The organism is Dryocola clanedunensis subsp. sulfonylureivorans (assembly GCF_016756775.1).
GTDB lineage: Bacteria > Pseudomonadota > Gammaproteobacteria > Enterobacterales > Enterobacteriaceae > Dryocola > Dryocola clanedunensis.
The window spans coordinates 53671-74625 of the sequence record NZ_JAERMU010000007.1 but is presented as its reverse complement, the minus strand read 5'-3'; the positions used below and the strand labels follow the sequence as shown (position 1 = coordinate 74625).

Genomic DNA, 20955 nt, shown 5'->3' with positions numbered 1-20955 from the left:
GTTGGTTCCTCATAACCCTGCTTTCAAACTTGCTTCGATAAATTTGTCCAGATCGCCATCCAGTACCGCCTGCGTGTTACGGGTTTCAACCCCTGTGCGCAAATCTTTGATACGAGAGTCGTCCAGTACGTAAGAGCGAATCTGGCTGCCCCAGCCAATATCCGATTTGTTATCTTCCAGCGCCTGCTTCTCAGCATTTTTCTTCTGCATTTCCAGCTCGTACAGCTTCGCCTTCATCTGCTTCATGGCCTGTTCTTTGTTCTTATGCTGCGAACGGTCGTTCTGGCACTGGGTCACGGTATTGGTCGGAATATGGGTAATACGCACCGCAGATTCCGTACGGTTAACGTGCTGCCCCCCTGCGCCTGACGCACGGTATACGTCGATGCGCAGATCCGCCGGGTTGATATCGATATCAATGTCGTCATCCACTTCCGGGTAGACGAACGCCGAGCTGAAGGAGGTGTGACGACGACCGCCGGAGTCAAACGGACTCTTACGAACCAGGCGGTGGACGCCCGTTTCAGTACGCAGCCAGCCGAAGGCGTATTCACCCTGAATACGGATGGTCACGGACTTGATACCCGCGACCTCGCCTTCAGACTCTTCAATAATTTCAGTCTTGAACCCGCGGGCTTCCGCCCAACGCAGGTACATACGCATCAGCATGCTTGCCCAGTCTTGCGCTTCGGTGCCGCCGGAGCCAGCCTGGATATCGATATAGCAGTCAGCGCTGTCGTAATCGCCGGAGAACATGCGGCGGAACTCAAGCTGCTCGAGCTTGGTTTCCAGCACGTTCAGTTCGGCTACGGCTTCGTTGAAGGTCTCTTCGTCGTCAGCTTCTACGGCCAGCTCCAGCAGACCGGAAACATCTTCCAGGCCCTGGGTCATTTGGTCGAGGGTGTCGACAATCGCTTCCAGCGTGGAACGTTCTTTACCCAGCGCCTGAGCACGTTCAGGTTCGTTCCAGACGTCAGGCTGTTCCAGCTCTGCGTTTACTTCTTCCAGGCGCTCTTTCTTGGCATCGTAGTCAAAGATACCCCCTAAGAACGTCGCTGCGCTCTGTGAGGTCCTGGATGCGGTTTTTTACCGGGTTAATTTCAAACATGCTTAATTTCTTATGTTGATGTCAGAAGACGAAAATGCGGTCGTAAACCGGAAAGTTTACCGGAATTACGCCGCATTTTATAGCGTTGGTTATGGCTTTTAAGCCTGACTCAGGCGCTATAAAGGCCAGATATGGTCGATTAAAAGCTGTACGCTGCGGTTGCCACGAAATTCGTTAACGTCGAGCTTGAAGGCCAACTCCACTTCCCGCACGCCGTTATCTGGCCAGCAGGTGGTATCAACGTTAAACGCAATACCATCAATAAGCGGCCCTCCGCCCAGCGGTTCAACCATCACCTTAAGATGACGCTCGCCTACCAGCCTCTGCTGTAGAAGACGGAACTTACCGTCAAACAGCGGCTCCGGGAACATTTGCCCCCACGGCCCCGCATCGCGCAGCATTTCGGCGACTTCCAGCGTCAGCTCTTGCGTGGACAGCTCGCCATCAGACCAGATTTCCCCCTGCAGCAGGGCCGGATCGAGCCATTCGCCGACCAGATCGCCAAAGCGCTGACGGAACTCTTCAAAACGAGGCTCTTCCAGCGACAAGCCTGCCGCCATGGCGTGCCCGCCGAATTTCAGCATCAGGCCCGGGTGCAGGGTATCGAGTCTTTCCAGGGCATCCCGCATATGCAGACCCTGAATCGAACGGCCGGAACCTTTGAGGGTGCCGTCCCCCGCGGGGGCAAACGCAATCACCGGACGGTTAAAACGCTCTTTGATGCGCGAAGCCAGAATACCCACGACGCCCTGATGCCATTCCGGGTGATACATTGCCAACCCGTACGGCAGCGTTTCGTTGCTGCGCTCCAGCGCATCGCACAGCGACAGAGCTTCCACCTGCATGCCCTGCTCAATCTCTTTGCGCGTCTGATTCAGCGCATCGAGTTCATTAGCCAGCATACGGGCTTCGCCAATGTTTTCGCTCAGCAAAAGCGCCACGCCGACGGACATATCGTCCAGACGGCCTGCGGCATTCAGGCGCGGCCCCAGGGCAAAACCTAAATCGCTCGCCGCAAGCTTATGCGGTTCTCGATTAGCAACCTCAAGCAGAGCGAGAATCCCCGGACGGCACTTGCGCGCACGGATGCGGCTTAAGCCCTGCCAGGTAAGAATACGGTTATTCGTGTCCAGCGGGACGACGTCCGCCACCGTGCCTAAAGCCACCAGATCCAGCAGTTCCGCCAGATTAGGGACTGCCAGCCCCTGCTGCTCGAACCAGCCGACATCCCGTAAGTGAGCGCGCAAGGCCAGCATCAGATAGAAGGCCACACCCACGCCAGCCAGCGATTTGGACGGGAAGTCACAGTCCACCAGGTTTGGGTTGATGATGGCTTTTGCGGCAGGGAGTTCCGGCCCGGGCAGGTGGTGATCGGTGACCACCACAGGAATACCCAGTTCGTGGGCGCGTTGGACGCCGCTGTGGGACGAAATGCCGTTATCCACGGTGAGGATCAGCTGCGCGCCACGCGCGTGGGCCTGATCCACCACCTCCGGACTTAAACCATAGCCATCTTCAAAGCGATTCGGTACCAGGTAGCCAATGTTGGAGCCGCCCAGGCCACGAAGCGCAAGCACGCTCAAAGCAGTGCTTGTTGCGCCATCCGCATCAAAATCGCCGACCACAATAATGCGCAGTCCTGCGCGAAAGGCGTTGTGCAGAATGTCCACGGCCTCTTTCATGCCGTTGAGCTGCTGCCATGGCAGCATCCCTTTCACACTGCGTTCAAGATCCTGTTCACCGCGCACCCCACGGCTGGCGTAGAGGCGCTTTAACAGCGGGGATAACCCCGCCGGGAGCACCACCGAATCATCCACGATCCGACGGCGAAGTTGCGTTTGCTGTTTCACCGGCTAACTATCCGCCAACTTTGCTGAGCTGCTGATGCGCGTCCAGCATTGCTTTCATCTCTTTCGGTCCCTGGTAGCCTGGAATCACCGTCCCATTGCTTAGCACGATAGCCGGCGTACCCTGCACGCCAAACTGCACGCCCAGGTTGTAATGGTTAGCGATGTTGGTATCACAGGTAGCAGACGGCACGGCATCGCCCTTCATGGCGGCATCAAAGGCTTTGTTGCGATCTTTCGCACACCAGATAGATTTCATGTCGCTTTCGGTCTGGCTTTGCAGCCCCTGACGAGGGAAGGCCAGATAACGCACAGTGATCCCCAGCGCGTTATAGTCTTTCATCTCTTCGTGCAGCTTGTGGCAATAGCCGCAGGTAATGTCGGTAAACACGGTAATCACGTGTTTTTCCTGCGGCGCTTTGTAGACGATCATCTCTTTCTCAAGCGCGTTGAGTTTCCCCACCAGCAGCTTGTTGGTGACGTTCACCGGCTGCGCGCCGCTAACATCATAGAGTGGCCCTTGCATGATGTGCTTGCCGTCTTCGGTGACGTACAGCACGCCGCTGTCGGTCAGTACGGTTTTCATACCGGCCACTGGCGCAGACTGAATATCTGCATTCTGCACGCCCAGCTTCGCCAGGGATTGTTTAATGGCTGCGTCGTCAGCGTGAGCAAACCCTGTTACAGACGCCGCTAATAACGAGAGCAGCACAATACCTTTTTTCATCATGATTCCTTTGTCTTCTGGCACTCACGCCCGTGGGTGGTGCTGTTGATGCAGCTGACGCAAACGTTCGGTCGCTACATGGGTATAAATTTGGGTGGTGGACAAATCGCTGTGTCCAAGCAGCATCTGTACGACACGTAAATCTGCTCCGTGGTTCAGCAGGTGCGTGGCAAATGCATGGCGTAATACGTGGGGAGACAGTTTTTCGCTATCTATCCCCGCAATCACCGCGTAGTGCTTGATGCGATGCCAGAACGTTTGTCTCGTCATCTGCTGAGCTCGCTGGCTCGGAAAAACGACGTCCAGCGACTGCCCGTTAAGCAGCCACGGACGGCCATGCTCGAGATAATTCTCCAGCCAGTAAACCGCCTCTTCTCCCAGCGGCACCAGCCGTTCTTTATTACCTTTACCGATAACGCGCACCACGCCCTGGCGCAGGCTGATATCGCTCATCGCCAGGCCAACCAGCTCTGAGACGCGTAGCCCCGTAGCATACAACAATTCGAGCATCGCTTTGTCACGTAACTCAATTGGCTGATCGAGACAGGGGGCTTGCAATAGCCGCTCAACCTGAGCTTCGCTAAGGTCTTTTGGCAATCGCTGCGGCAGTTTGGGGGACGAGAGCAGCGCGCTCGGGTCATCTTCACGCAGTTTCTCGCGGTACAGATACTGAAAAAGACGGCGAATAGCACTTAACATACGCGCCGAACTGGTGGCTTTATAGCCCCCTTCCAGCCGCTCCGCAAATAGCGCCTGCAAATCGGTGGCCTGCGCGGTAAGCAGCGTTAAACCAAGGCGGTCTAACCATTCCACCACGGTTTTAAGATCGCGCCGATAGGAGGTCAGCGTGTTTTCTGCCAGATTTTTCTCCAGCCAAAGCGCATCCAGAAATTGTTCTATTCGGGCCAGATCCTGTTCCACCGGAGCCTCACTTAAACTTGAATTACCGTCATTATGCATGATGCAGAATGGGATCTGATACACTTGCCAGTCTGCACGTTTTTAAATGAGTTGTTATCGCTATGAACATTGGCCTTTTTTATGGCTCCAGCACCTGCTACACCGAAATGGCGGCCGAAAAGATTCGTGACATCATCGGCCCGGAGCTGGTCACGCTTCATAATCTGAAGGATGATGCCCCCGTCCTTATGGAGCAGTACGATGTCCTGATCCTCGGTATCCCCACCTGGGACTTCGGTGAACTGCAGGAAGACTGGGAAGCCGTCTGGGAGCAGCTGGATACCCTGAATCTGGATGGCAAACTGGTGGCGCTTTACGGCATGGGCGATCAGCTCGGCTACGGCGAATGGTTCCTCGACGCGCTGGGCATGCTGCACGATAAGCTGGCGCCACGCGGCGCGCAATTTATCGGCTACTGGCCAACCGAAGGCTACGAGTTTACCAGCCCGAAACCTGTTATCGCTGACGGCGAGCTGTTTGTTGGCCTGGCGCTGGATGAAACGAACCAGTACGACCTGAGCGATGAACGCATTCAGAACTGGTGTGAGCAAATACTGGGTGAAATGGCCGAAAAGTTTGCCTGAGGCGTGTTTAAACCTCGCCGCTTCCGCTCGCCTGCTGTTGCAACATCAGGCGACGCAAATCACGCCACTCTCCGCTATCCATGCTGTCGGACAACAACCACAGGTGCTGGCTACGCGTTTTATGAGACTGCCGAATACGCAGCATCATGCCGTTGCGTAACATCCACGGTGAGCCTGCAATCTCCCACTCCTTGCCCTGCCATTTTAACCGGTAATCCGTTAGCAGTTTGATCTCTCCCTGTGTCGCATGGATACGACGCTGACTGCGCACGCTGTCGAAAACCACCAGCGAGAGTAAAAACATCCAGATGAGCGTGTAGCTCATCGGCCACGGCAAAAGCAGAACGAAAATCGCCAGCAGGCCATGTGCTAAAAGGGAAAGCCACTGCGCTCGCCATGAGACGCGTAAATCAGATTGCCACAGGACCACGTTCTCTATTCCGTGTTTGGATCAGCTTTACCATACGCAGCAATGACTTATCTTCCGGTTCACCGTGGTTCATCAACCAGTTGAAGAGATCCGGGTCGTCACATTCCAGAAGACGGATAAACAACTGCTTATCTTCGTCGCTTAGCGTGTCATATTCATATTCAAAGAACGGCATAATCGAAATATCGAGCTCGCGCATTCCGCGGCGGCATGCCCAGTGAATTCGGGCTTTGTTATTGATATCCATGTGCTCTTTCCTGGTGTGGGGGGACATGTCAGATACGCAGCTAGTGTAACGTGTTTTCGCCGCTGGTATTAACTGAATGTTGCCATCCGCGTGCTTTCTCTGAAGAAATCTCTGCAACATGACATTGCTGCATGGAAATTGCGAGGCAGCTCGAAACGGCACGATTCGCGATATCAAACTGCTTGCATTGCCGAGAGGCTCTTTTACCATTAACGTCATTCATCCGTAGGATTATCCAGGACACTAAATATGGCATTCACACCGTTTCCACCTCGCCTGCCGACCTCCTCCGCTCGTCTGCCTCTTACGCTGATGACGCTCAACGACTGGGCGCTGGTGAATGTGACGGGCGCAGACGCGCAGAATTACCTCCAGGGTCAGGTCACCGCTGACGTCGCACAAATGGCAAGCAATCAGCATCTGCTTTGTGCTCATTGTGATGCCAAAGGGAAAATGTGGAGCAACCTGCGTCTGTTTCATCGTGGCGAGGGTTTTGCTTTTATTGAACGTAGCAACCTGGCGGAAGCCCAGCTGAGCGAGCTGAAAAAGTATGCCGTCTTCTCCAAAGTAACTTTCACACCCGATGACGAAACGGTGCTGTTGGGTCTGGCTGGTTTTCAGGCTCGAGCCGCTCTGGCAAACGCTTTTACCACGCTGCCGGACGCCGGGAATCCAGTCGTTCAGGAAGGTGAAACCACGCTGCTCTGGTTTGGCTTACCCGCTGAACGCTTTATGGTGGTTACAGATGCCGACGGCGCGCAGAATCTTGCGGATAAGCTGCAGGGTGAAGCCCAGCGCAACGACAGCCAGCAGTGGCTGGCGCTGGATATCGAAGGGGGGCTGGCGGTGATTGATAGCGCCAACAGCGCACAGTTTATCCCTCAGGCCACGAACCTCCAGGCACTGGGTGGCATCAGCTTCAAAAAAGGGTGTTACACCGGCCAGGAGATGGTCGCTCGCGCTAAGTTCCGCGGGGCCAACAAACGCGCTCTGTGGTATCTGGCAGGAAATGCCAGCCGCCAGCCGGAAGCGGGTGAAGACCTGGAAATGAAAATGGGTGATAACTGGCGTCGTACCGGTACCGTCCTCGCGGCCAGCCTGCTGGAGGATGGCCGACTGCTGGTGCAGGCCGTCATGAATAACGATCTTGAAGCGGACAGCGTTTTCCGCGTCAGGGAAGATAACGGCAGCGAGCTGAAAATTGAGCCGCTGCCTTATTCACTTGAAGAAATCTGACCTGCTGCGGGTGCCCCGGTAACACGGGGCATACCGGATTAGCGGATGTAGAGATAAATCGCGAGGAAGTGGCAAACGCTGCCGCCGAGCACAAAGCCGTGCCAGATTGCATGGTTGTAAGGAATGCGTTTACTGACGTAGAAAATCACGCCGAGCGAGTAAATAATTCCCCCAACCGCAAGCAGCGTCACGCTTCCGGGTGCCAGCTTCACCGCCATCTGGTAGATAACCACCAGCGACAGCCAGCCCATCATCAGGTACGTGACCAGCGACAACACTTTGAAACGATGCGCAATGGTGAGCTTAAAGAGGATCCCCACCAGCGCGAGGCCCCAGATAACAATCATCAACCCGCGTGAGAGCGGTGAATCCAGCCCAACCAACAAAAAAGGCGTGTAGGTACCGGCAATCAGCAGGTAGATAGCACAGTGGTCGAATTTTTTTAGCCAGCGTTTTGCACGTGCGTGGGGAATCGCGTGATACAGCGTGGAGGCAAGGAACAGCAAAATCATGCTGCTGCCGTACAGGCTGTAGCTGGTAATGGCGGTAACGCTGGCATTGGTATCCACTGCCTGAACCAGCAGCAGAACCAGTCCGACAATCCCGAACACCAGCCCGATGCCATGGCTGATGCTGTTGGCTATCTCTTCCGCCAGCGAATACCCCAGCGCTTTCATTGGTTTGTCAGCCATACGGCTACTCCCGGTAAGACTTAAGATGAAAAATGCAGCACGACTAGCATAACTGAGAATAATTCCAGCGAACACATGTACGCTAAAATAAATCTGTCAGCGCCGGGATGCGCAATTGTACAATCGGCAGATCTGCCTGAAATCTGAGGAGAACCATCATGTCACCCGATGCTTTTGGCGCGATGAGCAGCGTCGTCGCCTTTTTGATGGAGATAGACAAGCTAAAGCTGGTTGAGCGCCGCACGAAGATTATCGGCCATGCGCGCCAGGAGAACTCCGCTGAGCATAGCTGGCATTTTGCCGTTGCGGCGATGAGCCTCGCGCCTTTCGCACCGGCGGATGTAGAAATATCGCGAATCGTCCAGATGGCATTGTTGCATGACATCGTTGAAATCGATGTCGGTGATGTCCTGGTTTACGATCTGGCAGCGCGAGAAGCCATTGCTGAAAAAGAAGCCGTCGCGGCAGCGCGCCTGTTTGGCCTGCTGCCAGAACCCCAGCGCGGGGAGTTTCTCAACCTGTGGCTGGAATACGAAGCAGGAATCACCGTAGAGGCCCGTTTTGCGGGTGCTCTGGATCGTATTCTGCCCATTCTCCAGAACCTGCATAATGAAGGACAAAGCTGGCGCGAGAATAATATCTCACTCGAGCAGGTGCTGACCCGTAATGCACTGGTGGGCGAAAGCTGGCCGGAATTATGGCAACATGTGCAAAGCCATTTATATGCCGCGCAGGAAAAAGGCTGGCTGCGTTAAATACCTCCGGATTGTTCACGGTCATAATCTCAGGAAGATGTACGATGTTTACTCATGCAGCAATTGCCGCACTTAACGGTCTGGAAATGATGGTCTACAACTATGTCATTAAAAACCGTGACAAAGTGATGTACATGACCATCCGCGAGCTGGCCGACGGCGCGGGGGTGTCCACCACCACCGTGCTGCGCTTTTGCCGCAAGCTCAACTGCGAAGGTTATTCCGAGTTTCGTGTACGCTTTAAATTGTATCTTGAGCAAAATGATGAGCAGCTGGTTAATTTCGGCCCCAGCGAAATTATCAGCTTTTTTAAAAGCACCAACAATGAAGAGTTTGATAATTTAATCAACAGCGCGGTAGATATTATTTGCGCTTCTGAGCGTATTATTTTTGTTGGCGCAGGAACATCCGGTGCTTTAGCTAAATATGGCGCAAGATTCTTTTCGAACGTAGGTAAGTTTAGTAACCATATTGATGACCCTTATTTCCCGGTCACGAATGATATGGCAAAAAACGCCCTGGCTATCGTTCTGTCCGTGTCAGGTGAAACCGAAGAGATCCTCCGCTTTGCCAGCCAGTTCAGCCTGCATCATTGTAAAGTGCTCTCACTCACCAGCCATGATAACTCATCGCTGGCTAAGCTTGCCGATTTTAATATTTCCTGGCACATCCCTCTGACCCGCGTGGGCGGCGTTTATGACATTACGACACAAATTCCCGTCATTTATATTCTGGAGACCATTGGCCGCAAACTGGCGAAAAAAATGGCGTAAAAAAACAACCTGTTTTATTGCTGTAACAAATCACAAAACCCGTGATTTGTTATATCGTGACAATGAAATCTCGTTTGTTAGACTCCAGACCAGAGTTTATTAACGCCCTGCCGTTGTGTTATCTATCGCATAATATCTCCGGCACCGACAGCGAGATTAAAAAACATGAAAAAACTAACCTTACCTGAAGACTTTTTATGGGGTGGCGCGGTTGCGGCCCACCAGGTTGAAGGCGGCTGGAACAAAGGCGGCAAAGGCCCAAGCATCTGTGACGTGCTCACCGGCGGCGCACATGGCGTTCCGCGTGAAATCACCCAGGAAGTGGTGCCGGGCAAGTATTATCCAAATCACGAGGCTATCGATTTCCACGGCCGCTATAAAGAAGATATCGCTCTGTTTGCCGAGATGGGTTTCAAATGTTTCCGTACCTCCATTGCCTGGACACGCATCTTCCCCAAAGGTGACGAACAGCAGCCAAACGAAGAAGGGCTGAAGTTCTACGACGATATGTTCGACGAGCTGCTGAAGTACAACATCGAGCCGGTGATCACCCTCTCCCACTTCGAGATGCCTCACCATCTGGTGACAGAATACGGCGGCTGGACTAACCGTAAAGTGGTGGATTTCTTCGTTCGCTTTGCCGAAGTGGTGTTTGAACGCTACAAGAGCAAAGTGAAGTACTGGATGACCTTTAACGAGATCAACAACCAGCGCAACTGGCGCGCACCGCTGTTCGGCTACTGCTGCTCCGGGGTGGTTTATACCGAGCACGACAACCCGGAAGAGGTGATGTACCAGGTGCTGCACCACCAGTTTGTGGCAAGCGCCATGGCGGTGAAAATCGGTCACCGTATCAACCCGGAAATGCAAATCGGCTGCATGCTGGCGATGGTGCCGCTCTATCCGTTCTCCTGTAAGCCAGAAGATCAGATGTTTGCCCAGGAGTCCATGCGCGAGCGTTATGTCTTTACCGACGTGCAGCTACGCGGCTACTACCCGTCCTACGTGCTGAACGAGTGGGAGCGCCGCGAGTTCACTATCAGGATGGAACCGGGCGACGAAGAGATCCTGCGTGAAGGCGTCTGTGATTACCTCGGCTTCAGCTACTACATGACCAATGCCGTTAAGGCGGAAGGCGGTACGGGTGATGCGCTCTCCGGCTTCCAGGGTAGCGTGCCAAACCCACACGTCAAAGCATCTGACTGGGGCTGGCAGATTGACCCGGTTGGCCTGCGCTACGCGCTGTGCGAGCTGTACGAACGTTACCAGAAGCCACTGTTTATCGTTGAAAACGGTTTTGGCGCTTACGACAAGGTAGAAGCCGATGGCTCCATCAATGACGATTACCGCATTGATTATCTGAAGGCGCACGTAGCCGAGCTGATGAAGGCAGTGACCTACGATGGCGTTGAACTGATGGGCTACACCCCGTGGGGCTGCATCGACTGCGTCTCCTTCACCACCGGCCAGTACAGCAAGCGTTACGGCTTTATCTATGTGAATAAGCACGACGACGGTACCGGGGATATGTCCCGCTCCCGTAAGAAGAGCTTTAACTGGTACAAAGAAGTTATCGCCAGCAACGGCGAAAACCTCTGATTTAAAGGGCGCTTCGGCGCCCTTCGTTTTTTTGCATCGGCGAAACCTATCTGAACGATAGGCTCTCTGGTGCTTTCTCTTTGATACGACGCAACATTTTCTTCCTCGTCATTACCGATGATAAGACCACAAAAATGCTGTGGCTTACGGATCGCCCTGATTCGTTTTATATCTCTGGAAAGGATGACGAAATGAGAACGACAACGAAGTTGTTCGCCGCTGCCGCCTGTGTCGGTATCGTCGGCTATTTTGGTCTGGTCGGGTATGTGCATTACCACGATACGGAGCGCAACACCCTGCCCACAACGGCGAAAAATCTCTCGCCTCTCAATGCCAGCGTACTTGGCATCCTCAACGAAAAAGGCTGCGACTACTGCCACACTCCCTCGGCAAAGCTGCCCTTCTACGCCAGCTTTCCCGTGGCTAAACAACTCATGGAGTACGATATCCAGCATGGCTATAAATCCTTCAATCTGACGGACGTTCGCAAAAGCCTGCTCGATAACAACGCCGCACCGCAAAGCGATCTCAACAAAATTGAGTGGGTCATGCAGCACCAGACCATGCCGCCAACCCGCTACACCGCGCTGCACTGGGCGGGTCATATGAGCGAGCAGGAGCGTGGCGCGGTGCTGGAGTGGATTAAAACGCAGCGCCTTGCGCATTATGCCTCTGCGGATATGGCTGAAAGTCGTCGTAACGAGCCTGTTCAACCCATTCCGCAGTCATTACCGGTTGATGGGGAAAAGGTCGCGTTAGGTATGAGGCTTTACCACGATCCGCGCCTTTCCGGAGATAACTCAATCTCCTGCGCCCACTGTCATCAGCTCGGTGCTGGCGGCGTGGATGGTCGCAAAACCTCACGGGGCGTAGGGGGAGCGATTGGCCCAATCAATGCCCCAACCGTCTATAACGCAACCTTTAATATCGAACAGTTCTGGGACGGGCGTGCCGCCGATCTCCAGGCCCAGGCAGGTGGCCCGCCGCTCAACCCGATAGAGATGGCCTCGACCTCCTGGGATGAAATCACGGATAAACTGAAGCAGGATCCGATTCTGACCCGCGACTTCACCGCCGTTTATCCGCAGGGTTTCTCAGGCGCTTCCATTACCGATGCTATTGCCGAGTTTGAAAAAACGCTTATCACGCCGAACTCGCCATTTGATAACTATTTGCGCGGCGACGATAGCGCGCTGTCTGCGCAACAAAAGCACGGATATCAGCTGTTCAAGGAGAATAAATGCGCCACCTGCCACGGCGGCAAGATTCTGGGAGGCCGCTCGTTCGAGCCGTTAGGATTGAAAAAAGACTTTGGGTTTGGGGAGATAACCGCTGCTGACATCGGCCGCATGAACGTCACCAAAGAGGTACGGGACCGTCTGCGTCAGAAGGTGCCCACGCTGCGCAACGTGGCGCTGACGGGTCCCTGGTTCCATCGTGGAGACGTTAAAACGCTGGATGAGGCGGTAAAAGAGATGCTGAAATATCAGGTTGGCACATCGCTGCCGCAGCAGGATGTGGATGATATCGTGGCGTTTTTAAATAGCCTGAACGGGGTGTACACGCCCTACTCGCCAAACTAATTTTGCCGTGATGTAGAGACTGTAGGGCGGGGAGCGCTTGCCCGCCCTACAGTAAAAACGGCAGCGTCAAACCGTCAAAGCAAAGCGGAAGCAGGCGCCGGTTTCTGTTTTCTCAATCAGCGTGATATCCGTGCCGTGAAGTTGCAGCATTTGCCGAACGATCATTAACCCTAACCCGCCGACGCGCAGCCGTGACTGGCTGGCAATCGAAGGCCGGACGAATAACCCTTCTTTCAGCTCCTGCGGCACGCCGGGCCCGTTATCACTCACCTGTACCATCACTTTATCCCTCTCTTTCCATAGCCGCACAGAGACGGTTCCCCGCTCTGGCGCATGACGGATGGCATTATCAAGCAGGTTAGTAAGAACTCGCTCTATCATTCCCAGATCGGCGTCTATCAGCGGCAATCCCGGCTGGATATCGGCTAAGAGCTGCTGCTGGCGAGTTTGCGCAGCCAGTTCAAATTTCTGAAACACATCCTGCAAAAGCTCGCACAGCGAGAATCGCTCTTTTTGCGGTTTCACCACGCCATATTCCAGACGCGCCAGCTCAAACAGCGACTGGGCAAGCGTCCCTACTTTCTGACTCTGAGCAAGGGCGATTTCCAGATAGCGCTTTTTATCCTTCTCAGAAAGGGTCGCGGACATAACCGAGAGGCTTTCCAGGTAGCCATGCAGCGAAGTCAGCGGCGTACGCAGATCGTGGGAGATATTGGCGATAAACTCCCGGCGGAGCTGATCCTGCTGAGACAGCCGGTGCCACTGTTCTGCTATGCGGCGGGCCATACTGATCACGCCCTGACGCAGCAGATCGATCTCGTCACGTTCCTTCCCTTCTCGCAGCGGGAGGGCCGCCATCGCCTGCATCTCCTTCATGCCGCCCATTTCCAGCGCGTGCACCTGCCGGGAAAGATCGCGTAGCGGACGAGTGATCCACCGGAAGGCCAGGCCACCCACAATCAGCCCCAGCAGAGCAACCAGGCTGATAGAAATCAGCACAATTTTTAGCAAGGTATTGATGCGGGCATTACTGATAAGCGCGCTGTAATTCTCACCGAGCAGAATCACATACAGATAGCCTTTCAGCTGCCCGTCCTGCAACATCGGGGCTACGCTAAAAACTTTCCGTGTTTCAAGGCTGCGCGGATCGTCGCCATATATTGGGAACTTGTGTTGGGCGAGCGAGGCTTCTATGGGGGCTAAATCAACATGCTGGCGTTTGAGATGCCCTTCTGGCGCAGCATCTCCAATGATATTGCCACTTTTATCAAGCAGATAAACCTCAACGCTTGGGTTGACCGACATCAGATGGTCAAACAGCGTGCGCACCGAGTCTTTATTCAGCCCATCCTTCGTCACCAGCGGATAGCTCTGGTTAATGTGCTGCGCAAGATTGCTGGACAGTTGTTGGATAACGGCCTGGCTATACTGCGTACTGGTTCGCACCTGCATCCACCCCAACAGCACGCAGGATCCAAGAAGCAGCAGGGCAAAAACAAGCGTCAGGCGCTGGGAAAGAGAAAGTATTCGCATGGTCTACTCGCGTGGCTGAGCGGTGAATTTGTAACCTTTACCCCAGATAGTTCGGATAAAATTCGGTTCCGCCGGATTCTCTTCAATTTTAATACGCAGGCGGTTGATGTGCGTGTTAACGGTGTGTTCATACCCTTCGTGTTCGTAACCCCACACCTGGTTGAGCAAGTTCAGGCGAGAGAAAACCTGATCCGGATGCCTGGCAAAGAAGTAGAGCAAATCAAACTCCCTCGGCGTCAGCTCGAGAGATTGATGATTAAGCTGTACATCGCGGGCCAGCGGATCGATGGTCAGGGTGCCAAAAGTGAGCGTGCCGGCGTCCAGCCGCAGGTTCTGGCTCATGGCTTCCTGACGGCGAAACAGAGCCTTAACCCGAGCCACCAGCTCAAGCATGGAAAACGGTTTAGCAAGATAGTCATCGGCTCCAAGCTCCAGCCCCAGCACGCGATGCGTTTCACTGGAGCGGGCGCTGATCATAATGATTGGCGTATAGCGGGTCATTGTTCTGGCAAAGCGGCAAATCTCCAGGCCGTCTACCCCAGGCAGCATCAGATCAAGAATCAGGGCATCCCACCCACCCTGTCTGAGTTTTTCCATGCCGATGTTCCCGTCCGCAGCGTGGGTAATCTCAAAGCCCTCTTCACGCAGATGCAACTGTAAAAGCTCAGCTATGTTTTCATCGTCTTCCACAATGAGCAGCTTTTTATCCTGATTCACTTTCTGACCCCCGCTCGCGCTACATAGTAAAAGTTTACACAACTTGCCGCCTGTAAGTTGTCACATTTTATTTAAGTTTACGTGAGGCATTGGGGAATAAATTTGGCCAATACTGATTTCATCGAATTCTCAGGGAGCAGCGCGATGGACAGGAAAATATTTAACAACAGTCCAACAGCCGTCCATCCCATATGGTTGCGACTGTGCCATTGGCTAAATGCGCTGGCTATGTTGATTATGGTCACCAGTGGATGGCGAATTTATAATGCATCACCACTTTTTAACTTCAGTTTTATGAATGAGTTAACGTTAGGTGGCTGGCTAGGCGGCGCGTTGCAATGGCACTTTGCCGGCATGTGGTTGTTTGGTATTAACGGCGTCATTTATCTACTGATTAATTTAGTCAGCGGGCGTTTTAAACGAAAATACTGGCCGCTGTCGCCAAAAGAATTCTTTAAAGATTTGCTCGCGGCCCTGCGTGGAAAATTAGCCCATGCGGATCTCAGCCATTACAACATGGTGCAGAAAGCAGCTTATCTATTTGTGATGATTGATAGCGTCATCTTAGTTTGCTCGGGCCTGGTTATCTGGAAATCCGTTCAGTTTCCGATACTACGAGAATTGCTGGGTGGCTATGACACCGCTCGCTTTATCCATTTCTATGCGATGAGTGCGATGGTCGGCTTTGTTGTCATTCATATCGTGATGGTTGCGTTAGTCCCGCGCACCTTACTTGCCATGATTCGCGGACGTTAAGGAAACGATCATGAGTGATGAAAAAGAGATTCTGAAAGAGGCGCAGCAGCAGATTACCAAACAGCTCTCCGCGGAAGGTCGACGACGTTTTTTAAAACAAGGCCTGACGCTAGGTGGGTTAGTCATGCTCACCGGCTGCGATATCAGCGACAACCAGCAGGTCGAAACAACATTGGGTTCGATATCCCGTTTTAACGACCGCGTGCAGGCATGGCTGTTTAACAGCAACGACCTGGCGCCGGTTTATCCGGAATCGATGATGACCAGACCCTTCCCGTTTAACGCCTTTTACAGCGAAGACGAAGCGCCGGATATCAATGGTGATGACTATCGACTTGAGATCGCGGGACTGGTGGCGGATAAGCGCCCCTGGACACTGCCGCAGCTGTATCAGATGGCTCAGGTCAGCCAGGTGACACGGCATATCTGCGTGGAAGGCTGGAGCGCAATTGGCAAATGGGGCGGCGTACCGTTTTCTCTTTTCCTCAAGGGGATCGGTGCAGATCTGAATGCGAAATATGTCAGTTTCAAATGCGCGGATGAATATTACACCAGCATTGATATGGCAACGGCGCTACACCCACAAACGATTATCGCTTTAACTTACGACGGGAAAATTTTACCGCGTAAATACGGCTACCCGATGAAATTAAGGATGCCAACAAAATTAGGCTACAAGAACCCGAAGCATATTCAGGTTATTGAAGTCACTAATCGCTACCCCGGCGGTTACTGGGAAGACCAGGGTTATAACTGGTTTGGCGGTAGTTAATATATTCACTCGACCCTCACGCAAGAAATAAGGAAGAAAAAATGAAAAAATTATATGCAATGATGATGTGCTCCGCTCTGGCTTTAGGTATGGCTGGCGCCAATGCGGCAGATAATATGAGCAAAGATAATATGTCGAAAGACAAGATGGAAATGACTAAAGACGGCATGCACAAAGACAACATGGGTAAAGACTCCATGGCGAAAGACGGCATGCACAAAGACAGCATGGGTAAAGACTCCATGGCGAAAGACAGCATGGGCAAAGATTCAATGGCTAAAGACGGCATGAGCAAAGATGCGATGTCTAAAGATAATATGTCTAAAGATGAGATGAAAAAGAACTAACGCTTTCGCAGCCTGGATAATGCCCCCGTGGTCTCCTACCCTTATTATCCAGGCTGCTTTTTTATTTCCCGCCCGCCACATCAATAAAACTGCCGGTCACATAGGACGCCTTGCTGCTTAACAGCCAGACGATGGCCTCCGCAACTTCTTCCGGCTGCCCGCCACGCTTCATAGGTAAACTCTCTTTTAACCGATCTACGCGCCCCGCCTCACCGCCAGAAGCATGTATTTCGGTATAAATAAGCCCCGGACGAACGCAGTTAACGCGGATCCCCTGCGCCGCAACCTCTACCGAAAGCCCCGTTGTCATCGTATCTACCGCGCCTTTAGAAGCAGCGTAATCAACATATTCACCTGGTGCGCCCAGGCGAGAAGCGGCTGACGAAACGTTAACTATGGCTCCGCCTTCTCCGCCGTGGCGATAAGCCATACGTTTCACCGCCTCGCGGCAGCAAAGGAAATAGCCCGTGACGTTAGTGGCTAATACGCGATTAATGCGCTCTGCGGTCAGGTTTTCGATAGTGGACTGCTGGAAGAGAATGCCCGCGTTATTGACCAGTGCGGTGACGGGCCCAAAGGCATTGTCGATTTCGGCAAACATCGCCAGCACCTGTAGCTCGTCGCCAATGTCCGCTTTGATAGCCAGCGCAATGCCACCCGCCTCGCGAATGGTATTCACCACCTCGTCTGCGGCCTGCTTATTGCGCTGGTAATTAACGACAACCTTATAGCCTGTTTCTGCCAGCAGGATGGCGGTGACTCTGCCAATCCCCCGGCTGCCGCCGGTGACTAATGCTACTGCCATATCCCCTCCCCGCTAAACAATTTTGTTGGATGACGCTCTGCTTATCCAACCTACAAAACCTCGCGTCATCCCTTAAGGCTACTGATATTCGCTCATCGGCACGCAGGAGCAGAACAGGTTACGGTCACCGTATACGTCATCGAGACGCTTCACGGTCGGCCAGTACTTGTTGCTGTGGCCTGCCGGGAAGACGGCCAGCTCGCGGGTGTACGGATGCGCCCAGTCAGCAACGATTTCGTCCTGCGTGTGCGGGGCGTTAACCAGCGGGTTATCTTCCAGCGGCCATTCCCCACGCGCTACGCGGTCGATTTCGGTGCGGATTGTCAGCATCGCGTCGATGAAGCGGTCCAGCTCCAGCTTGCTCTCTGATTCCGTTGGTTCAACCATCAGCGTACCCGCGACCGGGAAGGACATGGTCGGCGCGTGGAACCCAAAGTCGATTAAACGCTTGGCGATATCCAGCTCGCTGATGCCGGTCTCTTCTTTCAGCGGACGAATATCCAGAATACATTCGTGCGCCACGCGGCCATTCGCTCCGGTATAAAGCACCGGGAAGGCAGATTGCAGGCGGCTGGCAATGTAGTTGGCGTTCAGGATCGCGACCTGACTTGCCTTCTTCAGCCCTTCCGCGCCCATCATACGGATGTACATCCAGCTGATTGGCAGAATCGAGGCGCTGCCGAACGGTGCCGCAGAAACCGCGCCCTGCTGGGTCAGCATCTCTTCGATCTGCACCACGCTGTGGCCCGGCACAAACGGTGCCAGGTGCGCTTTCACGCCGATTGGTCCCATACCTGGGCCGCCACCGCCGTGTGGGATACAGAAGGTTTTGTGCAGGTTGAGGTGCGAAACGTCCGCGCCGATGAAGCCCGGCGAGGTGATGCCCACCTGCGCATTCATGTTCGCGCCGTCCAGATAAACCTGGCCGCCGTACTGATGAACGATCTGGCAGACTTCGCGGATCGTCTCTTCATATACGCCGTGGGTGGACGGGTAGGTCACCATGATACAGGAGAGCGCATCGCCCGCCTGCTCGGCCTTAGCACGTAGATCCTGTAAATCGATATTGCCCTGCTTGTCGCAGGCCACGACGACCACATCCATGCCAGCCATTTGCGCTGACGCCGGGTTGGTACCGTGCGCGGAGCTTGGGATCAGGCAAAGGTTACGGCCCGCTTCGTTGCGGCTTTCGTGATAACGACGGATAGCCAACAGGCCCGCGTATTCGCCCTGTGCGCCAGAGTTTGGCTGCATGCAGAGCGCATCATAGCCGGTCAGCTTCACCAGCCAGTCGGACAGCTGGGCGATCATCTGATGGTAGCCTTCAGCCTGGTTTGCCGGACAGAACGGATGCAGTTCGGCGAATTCAGGCCAGGTGATAGGGATCATTTCCGCCGCGGCGTTAAGCTTCATGGTGCAGGAGCCGAGGGGGATCATCGCCTGGTTCAGCGCCAGATCTTTGCGCTCCAGGGAGTGCATATAGCGCATCATCTCGGTTTCGCTGTGGTAGCGGTTAAATACCGGATGGGTCAGGATTTCGTCTTCGCGCAGCATCGCTGCCGGGATAGAGAGGCTGTCGCCCGCAACGTCCTGGTCCAGCTTGTCGATATCCAGACCATGGTTATCGCCCAGCAGCACGGTGAACAGCGCCTGCACGTCTTCGCGAGTGGTGGCTTCATCCAGCGTGATGCCAACCGCGTTAAGGATATCGCTACGCAGGTTAATTTCCTGCGCTTCCGCGCGTGCCAGCACGGCAGCTTTATCGGCGACTTCAACACACAGCGTGTCGAACCAGTGCTTGTGGCGCAGCGTCAGGCCGCCTTTTTGCAGGCCAGCAGCCAGAATGTCGGTCAGGCGGTGGATACGTCCCGCAATGCGCTTCAGGCCCGCCGGGCCGTGGAAGACGGCATACAGGCTGGCAATGTTTGCCAGCAGAACCTGAGAGGTACAGATGTTGGAGTTCGCTTTCTCACGGCGGATGTGCTGCTCGCGAGTCTGCATCGCCATGCGCAACGCGGTGCGCCCGGCAGCATCGCGGGATACGCCGATGATACGGCCCGGCATGGAACGTTTGAATTCATCGCGGGCGGCGAAGAAGGCAGCGTGTGGGCCACCGTAGCCCATCGGCACGCCGAAGCGCTGTGCGGAGCCAAACACGATGTCCGCGCCCTGCTTGCCCGGTGCGGTTAACACTACCAGCGACATAAAGTCTGCGGCGACGCTAACCACAATCTTGCGCTGTTTCAGTTCCTGAATCAGCGCGCTGTAGTCATGCACTTCACCCGTGGTGCCAACCTGCTGCAGCAGCACGCCGAATACGTCCTGATGATCCAGCACTTTTGCCGCATCATCGACAATGACTTCAAAGCCGAACGTTTCCGCGCGGGTGCGAACCACGTCCAGCGTCTGCGGATGGATATCGGCCGCAACAAAGAAACGGTTGGCATTCTTTAGCTTGCTGACGCGCTTTGCCATGGCCATGGCTTCAGCCGCGGCGGTTGCTTCATCCAGCAGGGAAGCAGAGGCGATATCCAGACCGGTCAGATCCAGCGTGACCTGCTGATAGTTGAGCAACGCTTCCAGACGGCCCTGAGAGACTTCCGGCTGGTAAGGCGTATAAGCGGTATACCAGCCTGGGTTTTCAAGCATGTTACGCAGGATCACCGGCGGCGTTTGCACCGCGGTGTAACCCATCCCGATATACGTTTTGAAGCGCTTATTGCGGCTGGCAATCGCTTTCAGTTCCGCCAGCGCGGCATATTCGGTGGCAGACTCGCCTACCTGTGGCGGCTGCGCGAGCTGAATATCTGCCGGGACAATGGTGGAGATGAGTTCGTTTAACGAGCTTGCGCCCACGGCTTCCAGCATCTCATGCTGTTGCTGCGCGGAGGGGCCAATGTGGCGGTCGATAAACGCTTCGTGATTCTCTAGGCTACGTAAGGACTGGGTCATGAGCGGTGATTCCTGAAACATGCGGAACTTTAGCGGTGGATGGTGCTGCGCTTATCCACCCTACAAAACCAGATTGGGTGATAAATCGTAGGGCGGGTAAGCTTTGCGTCACCCGCCGAATTTTTTACTCGTCTAACAGCGCTTCATAAGCTGCTGCGTCCAGCAAGCCGTCGATTTCGGACTCGTCGCTGGCTTTGATTTTGAAGATCCAGCCGCCGGTGTACGGCTCGCTGTTCACCAGCTCCGGGTTACCTTCCAGCTCGTTGTTAACGGCAATAATTTCACCGCTGACTGGCGCATAGATATCGGATGCAGCTTTTACGGATTCTGCAACGGCGCAGTCGTCGCCGGTGCTCACGGTGGAGCCTACTTCTGGCAGATCCACAAAGACCATGTCGCCAAGCAGTTCCTGCGCGTGTTCGGTAATGCCGACGGTGTAAGAGCCATCGGCTTCTTTACGCAGCCATTCGTGTTCTTTGCTGTATTTCAGTTCGTTAGGCACATTGCTCATTATTTTTACCCTCAATCAAGA

21 protein-coding genes are annotated in these 20955 nt (G+C 54.2%); 9 read left to right on the top strand and 12 right to left on the bottom strand.

What is annotated here, in order from left to right:
• Positions 1-9: 9 nt before the first annotated feature.
• The 4 genes from prfB to xerD all read right to left on the bottom strand — a co-directional run bounded on the left by prfB (position 10) and on the right by xerD (position 4603).
• A protein-coding gene (gene prfB / locus HYQ67_RS08760; protein ID WP_202303318.1) for a peptide chain release factor 2 occupies positions 10-1108 on the bottom strand; the annotation gives its coding sequence in 2 pieces (ribosomal slippage) (positions 10-1032 and positions 1034-1108; 1098 coding nt in all).
• A 116-nt stretch (positions 1109-1224) separates the two neighbouring features.
• Positions 1225-2958 (bottom strand): single-stranded-DNA-specific exonuclease RecJ, encoded by a 1734-nt coding sequence (gene recJ, locus HYQ67_RS08755; protein ID WP_202303317.1) that lies wholly within the window; start codon positions 2956-2958, stop codon positions 1225-1227.
• A 7-nt stretch (positions 2959-2965) separates the two neighbouring features.
• On the bottom strand, positions 2966-3682 hold the full coding sequence (dsbC, locus tag HYQ67_RS08750; RefSeq protein ID WP_202303316.1) for a bifunctional protein-disulfide isomerase/oxidoreductase DsbC: 717 nt from the start codon (positions 3680-3682) through the stop codon (positions 2966-2968).
• A 24-nt stretch (positions 3683-3706) separates the two neighbouring features.
• Positions 3707-4603, bottom strand: coding sequence for a site-specific tyrosine recombinase XerD (gene xerD, locus HYQ67_RS08745; RefSeq protein ID WP_202303315.1), 897 nt, complete (start codon positions 4601-4603; stop codon positions 3707-3709).
• Positions 4604-4704: 101 nt separating this feature from the next.
• On the opposite strand from xerD, the gene fldB reads away from it, so the two are divergent.
• Positions 4705-5226, top strand: coding sequence for a flavodoxin FldB (gene fldB / locus HYQ67_RS08740; protein WP_202303314.1), 522 nt, complete (start codon positions 4705-4707; stop codon positions 5224-5226).
• A gap of 7 nt (positions 5227-5233) precedes the next feature.
• Here the strand turns inward: fldB and HYQ67_RS08735 are convergent, their stop codons facing one another.
• Entirely contained in the window at positions 5234-5656 is a 423-nt protein-coding gene (locus HYQ67_RS08735; RefSeq protein WP_202303313.1) for a protein YgfX, read from the bottom strand.
• Complete coding sequence (gene sdhE, locus HYQ67_RS08730; protein WP_202303312.1) at positions 5637-5903, bottom strand: FAD assembly factor SdhE; 267 nt, start codon at positions 5901-5903, stop codon at positions 5637-5639. Before sdhE ends, HYQ67_RS08735 begins: the two co-directional genes overlap by 20 nt.
• Positions 5904-6152: 249 nt before the next feature.
• Here sdhE and ygfZ point away from each other — a divergent pair, with 249 nt between their 5' ends.
• Positions 6153-7139: a tRNA-modifying protein YgfZ gene (ygfZ, locus tag HYQ67_RS08725; RefSeq protein ID WP_202303311.1), complete on the top strand. Its 987-nt coding sequence runs from the start codon at positions 6153-6155 to the stop codon at positions 7137-7139.
• Positions 7140-7177: 38 nt separating this feature from the next.
• Here ygfZ and trhA read toward each other — a convergent pair whose 3' ends face one another.
• Positions 7178-7831, bottom strand: coding sequence for a PAQR family membrane homeostasis protein TrhA (gene trhA / locus HYQ67_RS08720; protein ID WP_202303310.1), 654 nt, complete (start codon positions 7829-7831; stop codon positions 7178-7180).
• 158 nt (positions 7832-7989) lie between these two features.
• On the opposite strand from trhA, the gene HYQ67_RS08715 reads away from it, so the two are divergent.
• The 4 genes from HYQ67_RS08715 (at position 7990) to HYQ67_RS08700 (ending at position 12541) form a co-directional block, all read left to right on the top strand.
• Positions 7990-8586 carry an HD domain-containing protein gene (locus HYQ67_RS08715; RefSeq protein WP_202303309.1) on the top strand — a complete coding sequence of 199 codons (597 nt, stop codon included), beginning with the start codon at positions 7990-7992 and terminating at the stop codon, positions 8584-8586.
• 44 nt (positions 8587-8630) lie between these two features.
• Positions 8631-9359, top strand: coding sequence for a MurR/RpiR family transcriptional regulator (locus HYQ67_RS08710; RefSeq protein ID WP_202303308.1), 729 nt, complete (start codon positions 8631-8633; stop codon positions 9357-9359).
• A gap of 165 nt (positions 9360-9524) precedes the next feature.
• Positions 9525-10958: a 6-phospho-beta-glucosidase gene (locus HYQ67_RS08705; RefSeq protein WP_202303307.1), complete on the top strand. Its 1434-nt coding sequence runs from the start codon at positions 9525-9527 to the stop codon at positions 10956-10958.
• 191 nt (positions 10959-11149) lie between these two features.
• Entirely contained in the window at positions 11150-12541 is a 1392-nt protein-coding gene (locus HYQ67_RS08700; RefSeq protein ID WP_202303306.1) for a cytochrome-c peroxidase, read from the top strand.
• 66 nt (positions 12542-12607) lie between these two features.
• Here the strand turns inward: HYQ67_RS08700 and HYQ67_RS08695 are convergent, their stop codons facing one another.
• Together HYQ67_RS08695 and HYQ67_RS08690 are read right to left on the bottom strand one after the other, a co-directional pair.
• Positions 12608-14074 carry a sensor histidine kinase gene (locus HYQ67_RS08695; RefSeq protein ID WP_202303305.1) on the bottom strand — a complete coding sequence of 489 codons (1467 nt, stop codon included), beginning with the start codon at positions 14072-14074 and terminating at the stop codon, positions 12608-12610.
• Between the two features lie 3 nt (positions 14075-14077).
• Positions 14078-14791, bottom strand: a complete 714-nt coding sequence (locus HYQ67_RS08690; protein WP_202303304.1) for a response regulator transcription factor — start codon at positions 14789-14791, stop codon at positions 14078-14080.
• 144 nt (positions 14792-14935) lie between these two features.
• Here HYQ67_RS08690 and HYQ67_RS08685 point away from each other — a divergent pair, with 144 nt between their 5' ends.
• From HYQ67_RS08685 to HYQ67_RS08675, 3 genes are read left to right on the top strand one after another with little or no spacing between them, the layout of a single operon-like run.
• The gene (locus HYQ67_RS08685; protein ID WP_202303468.1) at positions 14936-15547 is read left to right on the top strand and encodes a cytochrome b/b6 domain-containing protein; all 612 of its coding nucleotides are present in this window, start codon (positions 14936-14938) and stop codon (positions 15545-15547) included.
• A 10-nt stretch (positions 15548-15557) separates the two neighbouring features.
• Positions 15558-16319 (top strand): molybdopterin-dependent oxidoreductase, encoded by a 762-nt coding sequence (locus HYQ67_RS08680; RefSeq protein ID WP_202303303.1) that lies wholly within the window; start codon positions 15558-15560, stop codon positions 16317-16319.
• 41 nt (positions 16320-16360) lie between these two features.
• Positions 16361-16666 (top strand): pentapeptide MXKDX repeat protein, encoded by a 306-nt coding sequence (locus HYQ67_RS08675; protein WP_202303302.1) that lies wholly within the window; start codon positions 16361-16363, stop codon positions 16664-16666.
• Between the two features lie 61 nt (positions 16667-16727).
• On the opposite strand, the gene HYQ67_RS08670 is transcribed toward HYQ67_RS08675, so the two are convergent.
• The 3 genes from HYQ67_RS08670 to gcvH form a co-directional block, all read right to left on the bottom strand.
• A complete protein-coding gene (locus HYQ67_RS08670) occupies positions 16728-17471 on the bottom strand; it encodes an SDR family oxidoreductase (protein WP_202303301.1) in 744 nt (247 codons plus the stop codon).
• A gap of 78 nt (positions 17472-17549) precedes the next feature.
• On the bottom strand, positions 17550-20423 hold the full coding sequence (gene gcvP / locus HYQ67_RS08665) for an aminomethyl-transferring glycine dehydrogenase (protein ID WP_202303300.1): 2874 nt from the start codon (positions 20421-20423) through the stop codon (positions 17550-17552).
• 124 nt (positions 20424-20547) lie between these two features.
• Complete coding sequence (gene gcvH / locus HYQ67_RS08660) at positions 20548-20934, bottom strand: glycine cleavage system protein GcvH (protein WP_202303299.1); 387 nt, start codon at positions 20932-20934, stop codon at positions 20548-20550.
• Between the last annotated feature and the right edge of the window lie 21 nt (positions 20935-20955).

Excerpts from the sequence above, each read along its gene's own strand:
- HYQ67_RS08685 (WP_202303468.1), top strand. The coding sequence starts at position 14,936 with ATGGACAGGAAAATATTTAACAACAGTCCAACAGCCGTCCATCCCATA.
- gcvH (WP_202303299.1), bottom strand. The coding sequence starts at position 20,934 with ATGAGCAATGTGCCTAACGAACTGAAATACAGCAAAGAACACGAATGG.
- sdhE (WP_202303312.1), bottom strand. The coding sequence starts at position 5,903 with ATGGATATCAATAACAAAGCCCGAATTCACTGGGCATGCCGCCGCGGA.
- trhA (WP_202303310.1), bottom strand. The coding sequence starts at position 7,831 with ATGGCTGACAAACCAATGAAAGCGCTGGGGTATTCGCTGGCGGAAGAG.
- gcvP (WP_202303300.1), bottom strand. The coding sequence starts at position 20,423 with ATGACCCAGTCCTTACGTAGCCTAGAGAATCACGAAGCGTTTATCGAC.
- HYQ67_RS08695 (WP_202303305.1), bottom strand. The coding sequence starts at position 14,074 with ATGCGAATACTTTCTCTTTCCCAGCGCCTGACGCTTGTTTTTGCCCTG.
- HYQ67_RS08680 (WP_202303303.1), top strand. The coding sequence starts at position 15,558 with ATGAGTGATGAAAAAGAGATTCTGAAAGAGGCGCAGCAGCAGATTACC.
- HYQ67_RS08705 (WP_202303307.1), top strand. The coding sequence starts at position 9,525 with ATGAAAAAACTAACCTTACCTGAAGACTTTTTATGGGGTGGCGCGGTT.
- HYQ67_RS08710 (WP_202303308.1), top strand. The coding sequence starts at position 8,631 with ATGTTTACTCATGCAGCAATTGCCGCACTTAACGGTCTGGAAATGATG.
- HYQ67_RS08715 (WP_202303309.1), top strand. The coding sequence starts at position 7,990 with ATGTCACCCGATGCTTTTGGCGCGATGAGCAGCGTCGTCGCCTTTTTG.
- ygfZ (WP_202303311.1), top strand. The coding sequence starts at position 6,153 with ATGGCATTCACACCGTTTCCACCTCGCCTGCCGACCTCCTCCGCTCGT.
- HYQ67_RS08700 (WP_202303306.1), top strand. The coding sequence starts at position 11,150 with ATGAGAACGACAACGAAGTTGTTCGCCGCTGCCGCCTGTGTCGGTATC.
- fldB (WP_202303314.1), top strand. The coding sequence starts at position 4,705 with ATGAACATTGGCCTTTTTTATGGCTCCAGCACCTGCTACACCGAAATG.
- HYQ67_RS08670 (WP_202303301.1), bottom strand. The coding sequence starts at position 17,471 with ATGGCAGTAGCATTAGTCACCGGCGGCAGCCGGGGGATTGGCAGAGTC.
- HYQ67_RS08675 (WP_202303302.1), top strand. The coding sequence starts at position 16,361 with ATGAAAAAATTATATGCAATGATGATGTGCTCCGCTCTGGCTTTAGGT.
- dsbC (WP_202303316.1), bottom strand. The coding sequence starts at position 3,682 with ATGAAAAAAGGTATTGTGCTGCTCTCGTTATTAGCGGCGTCTGTAACA.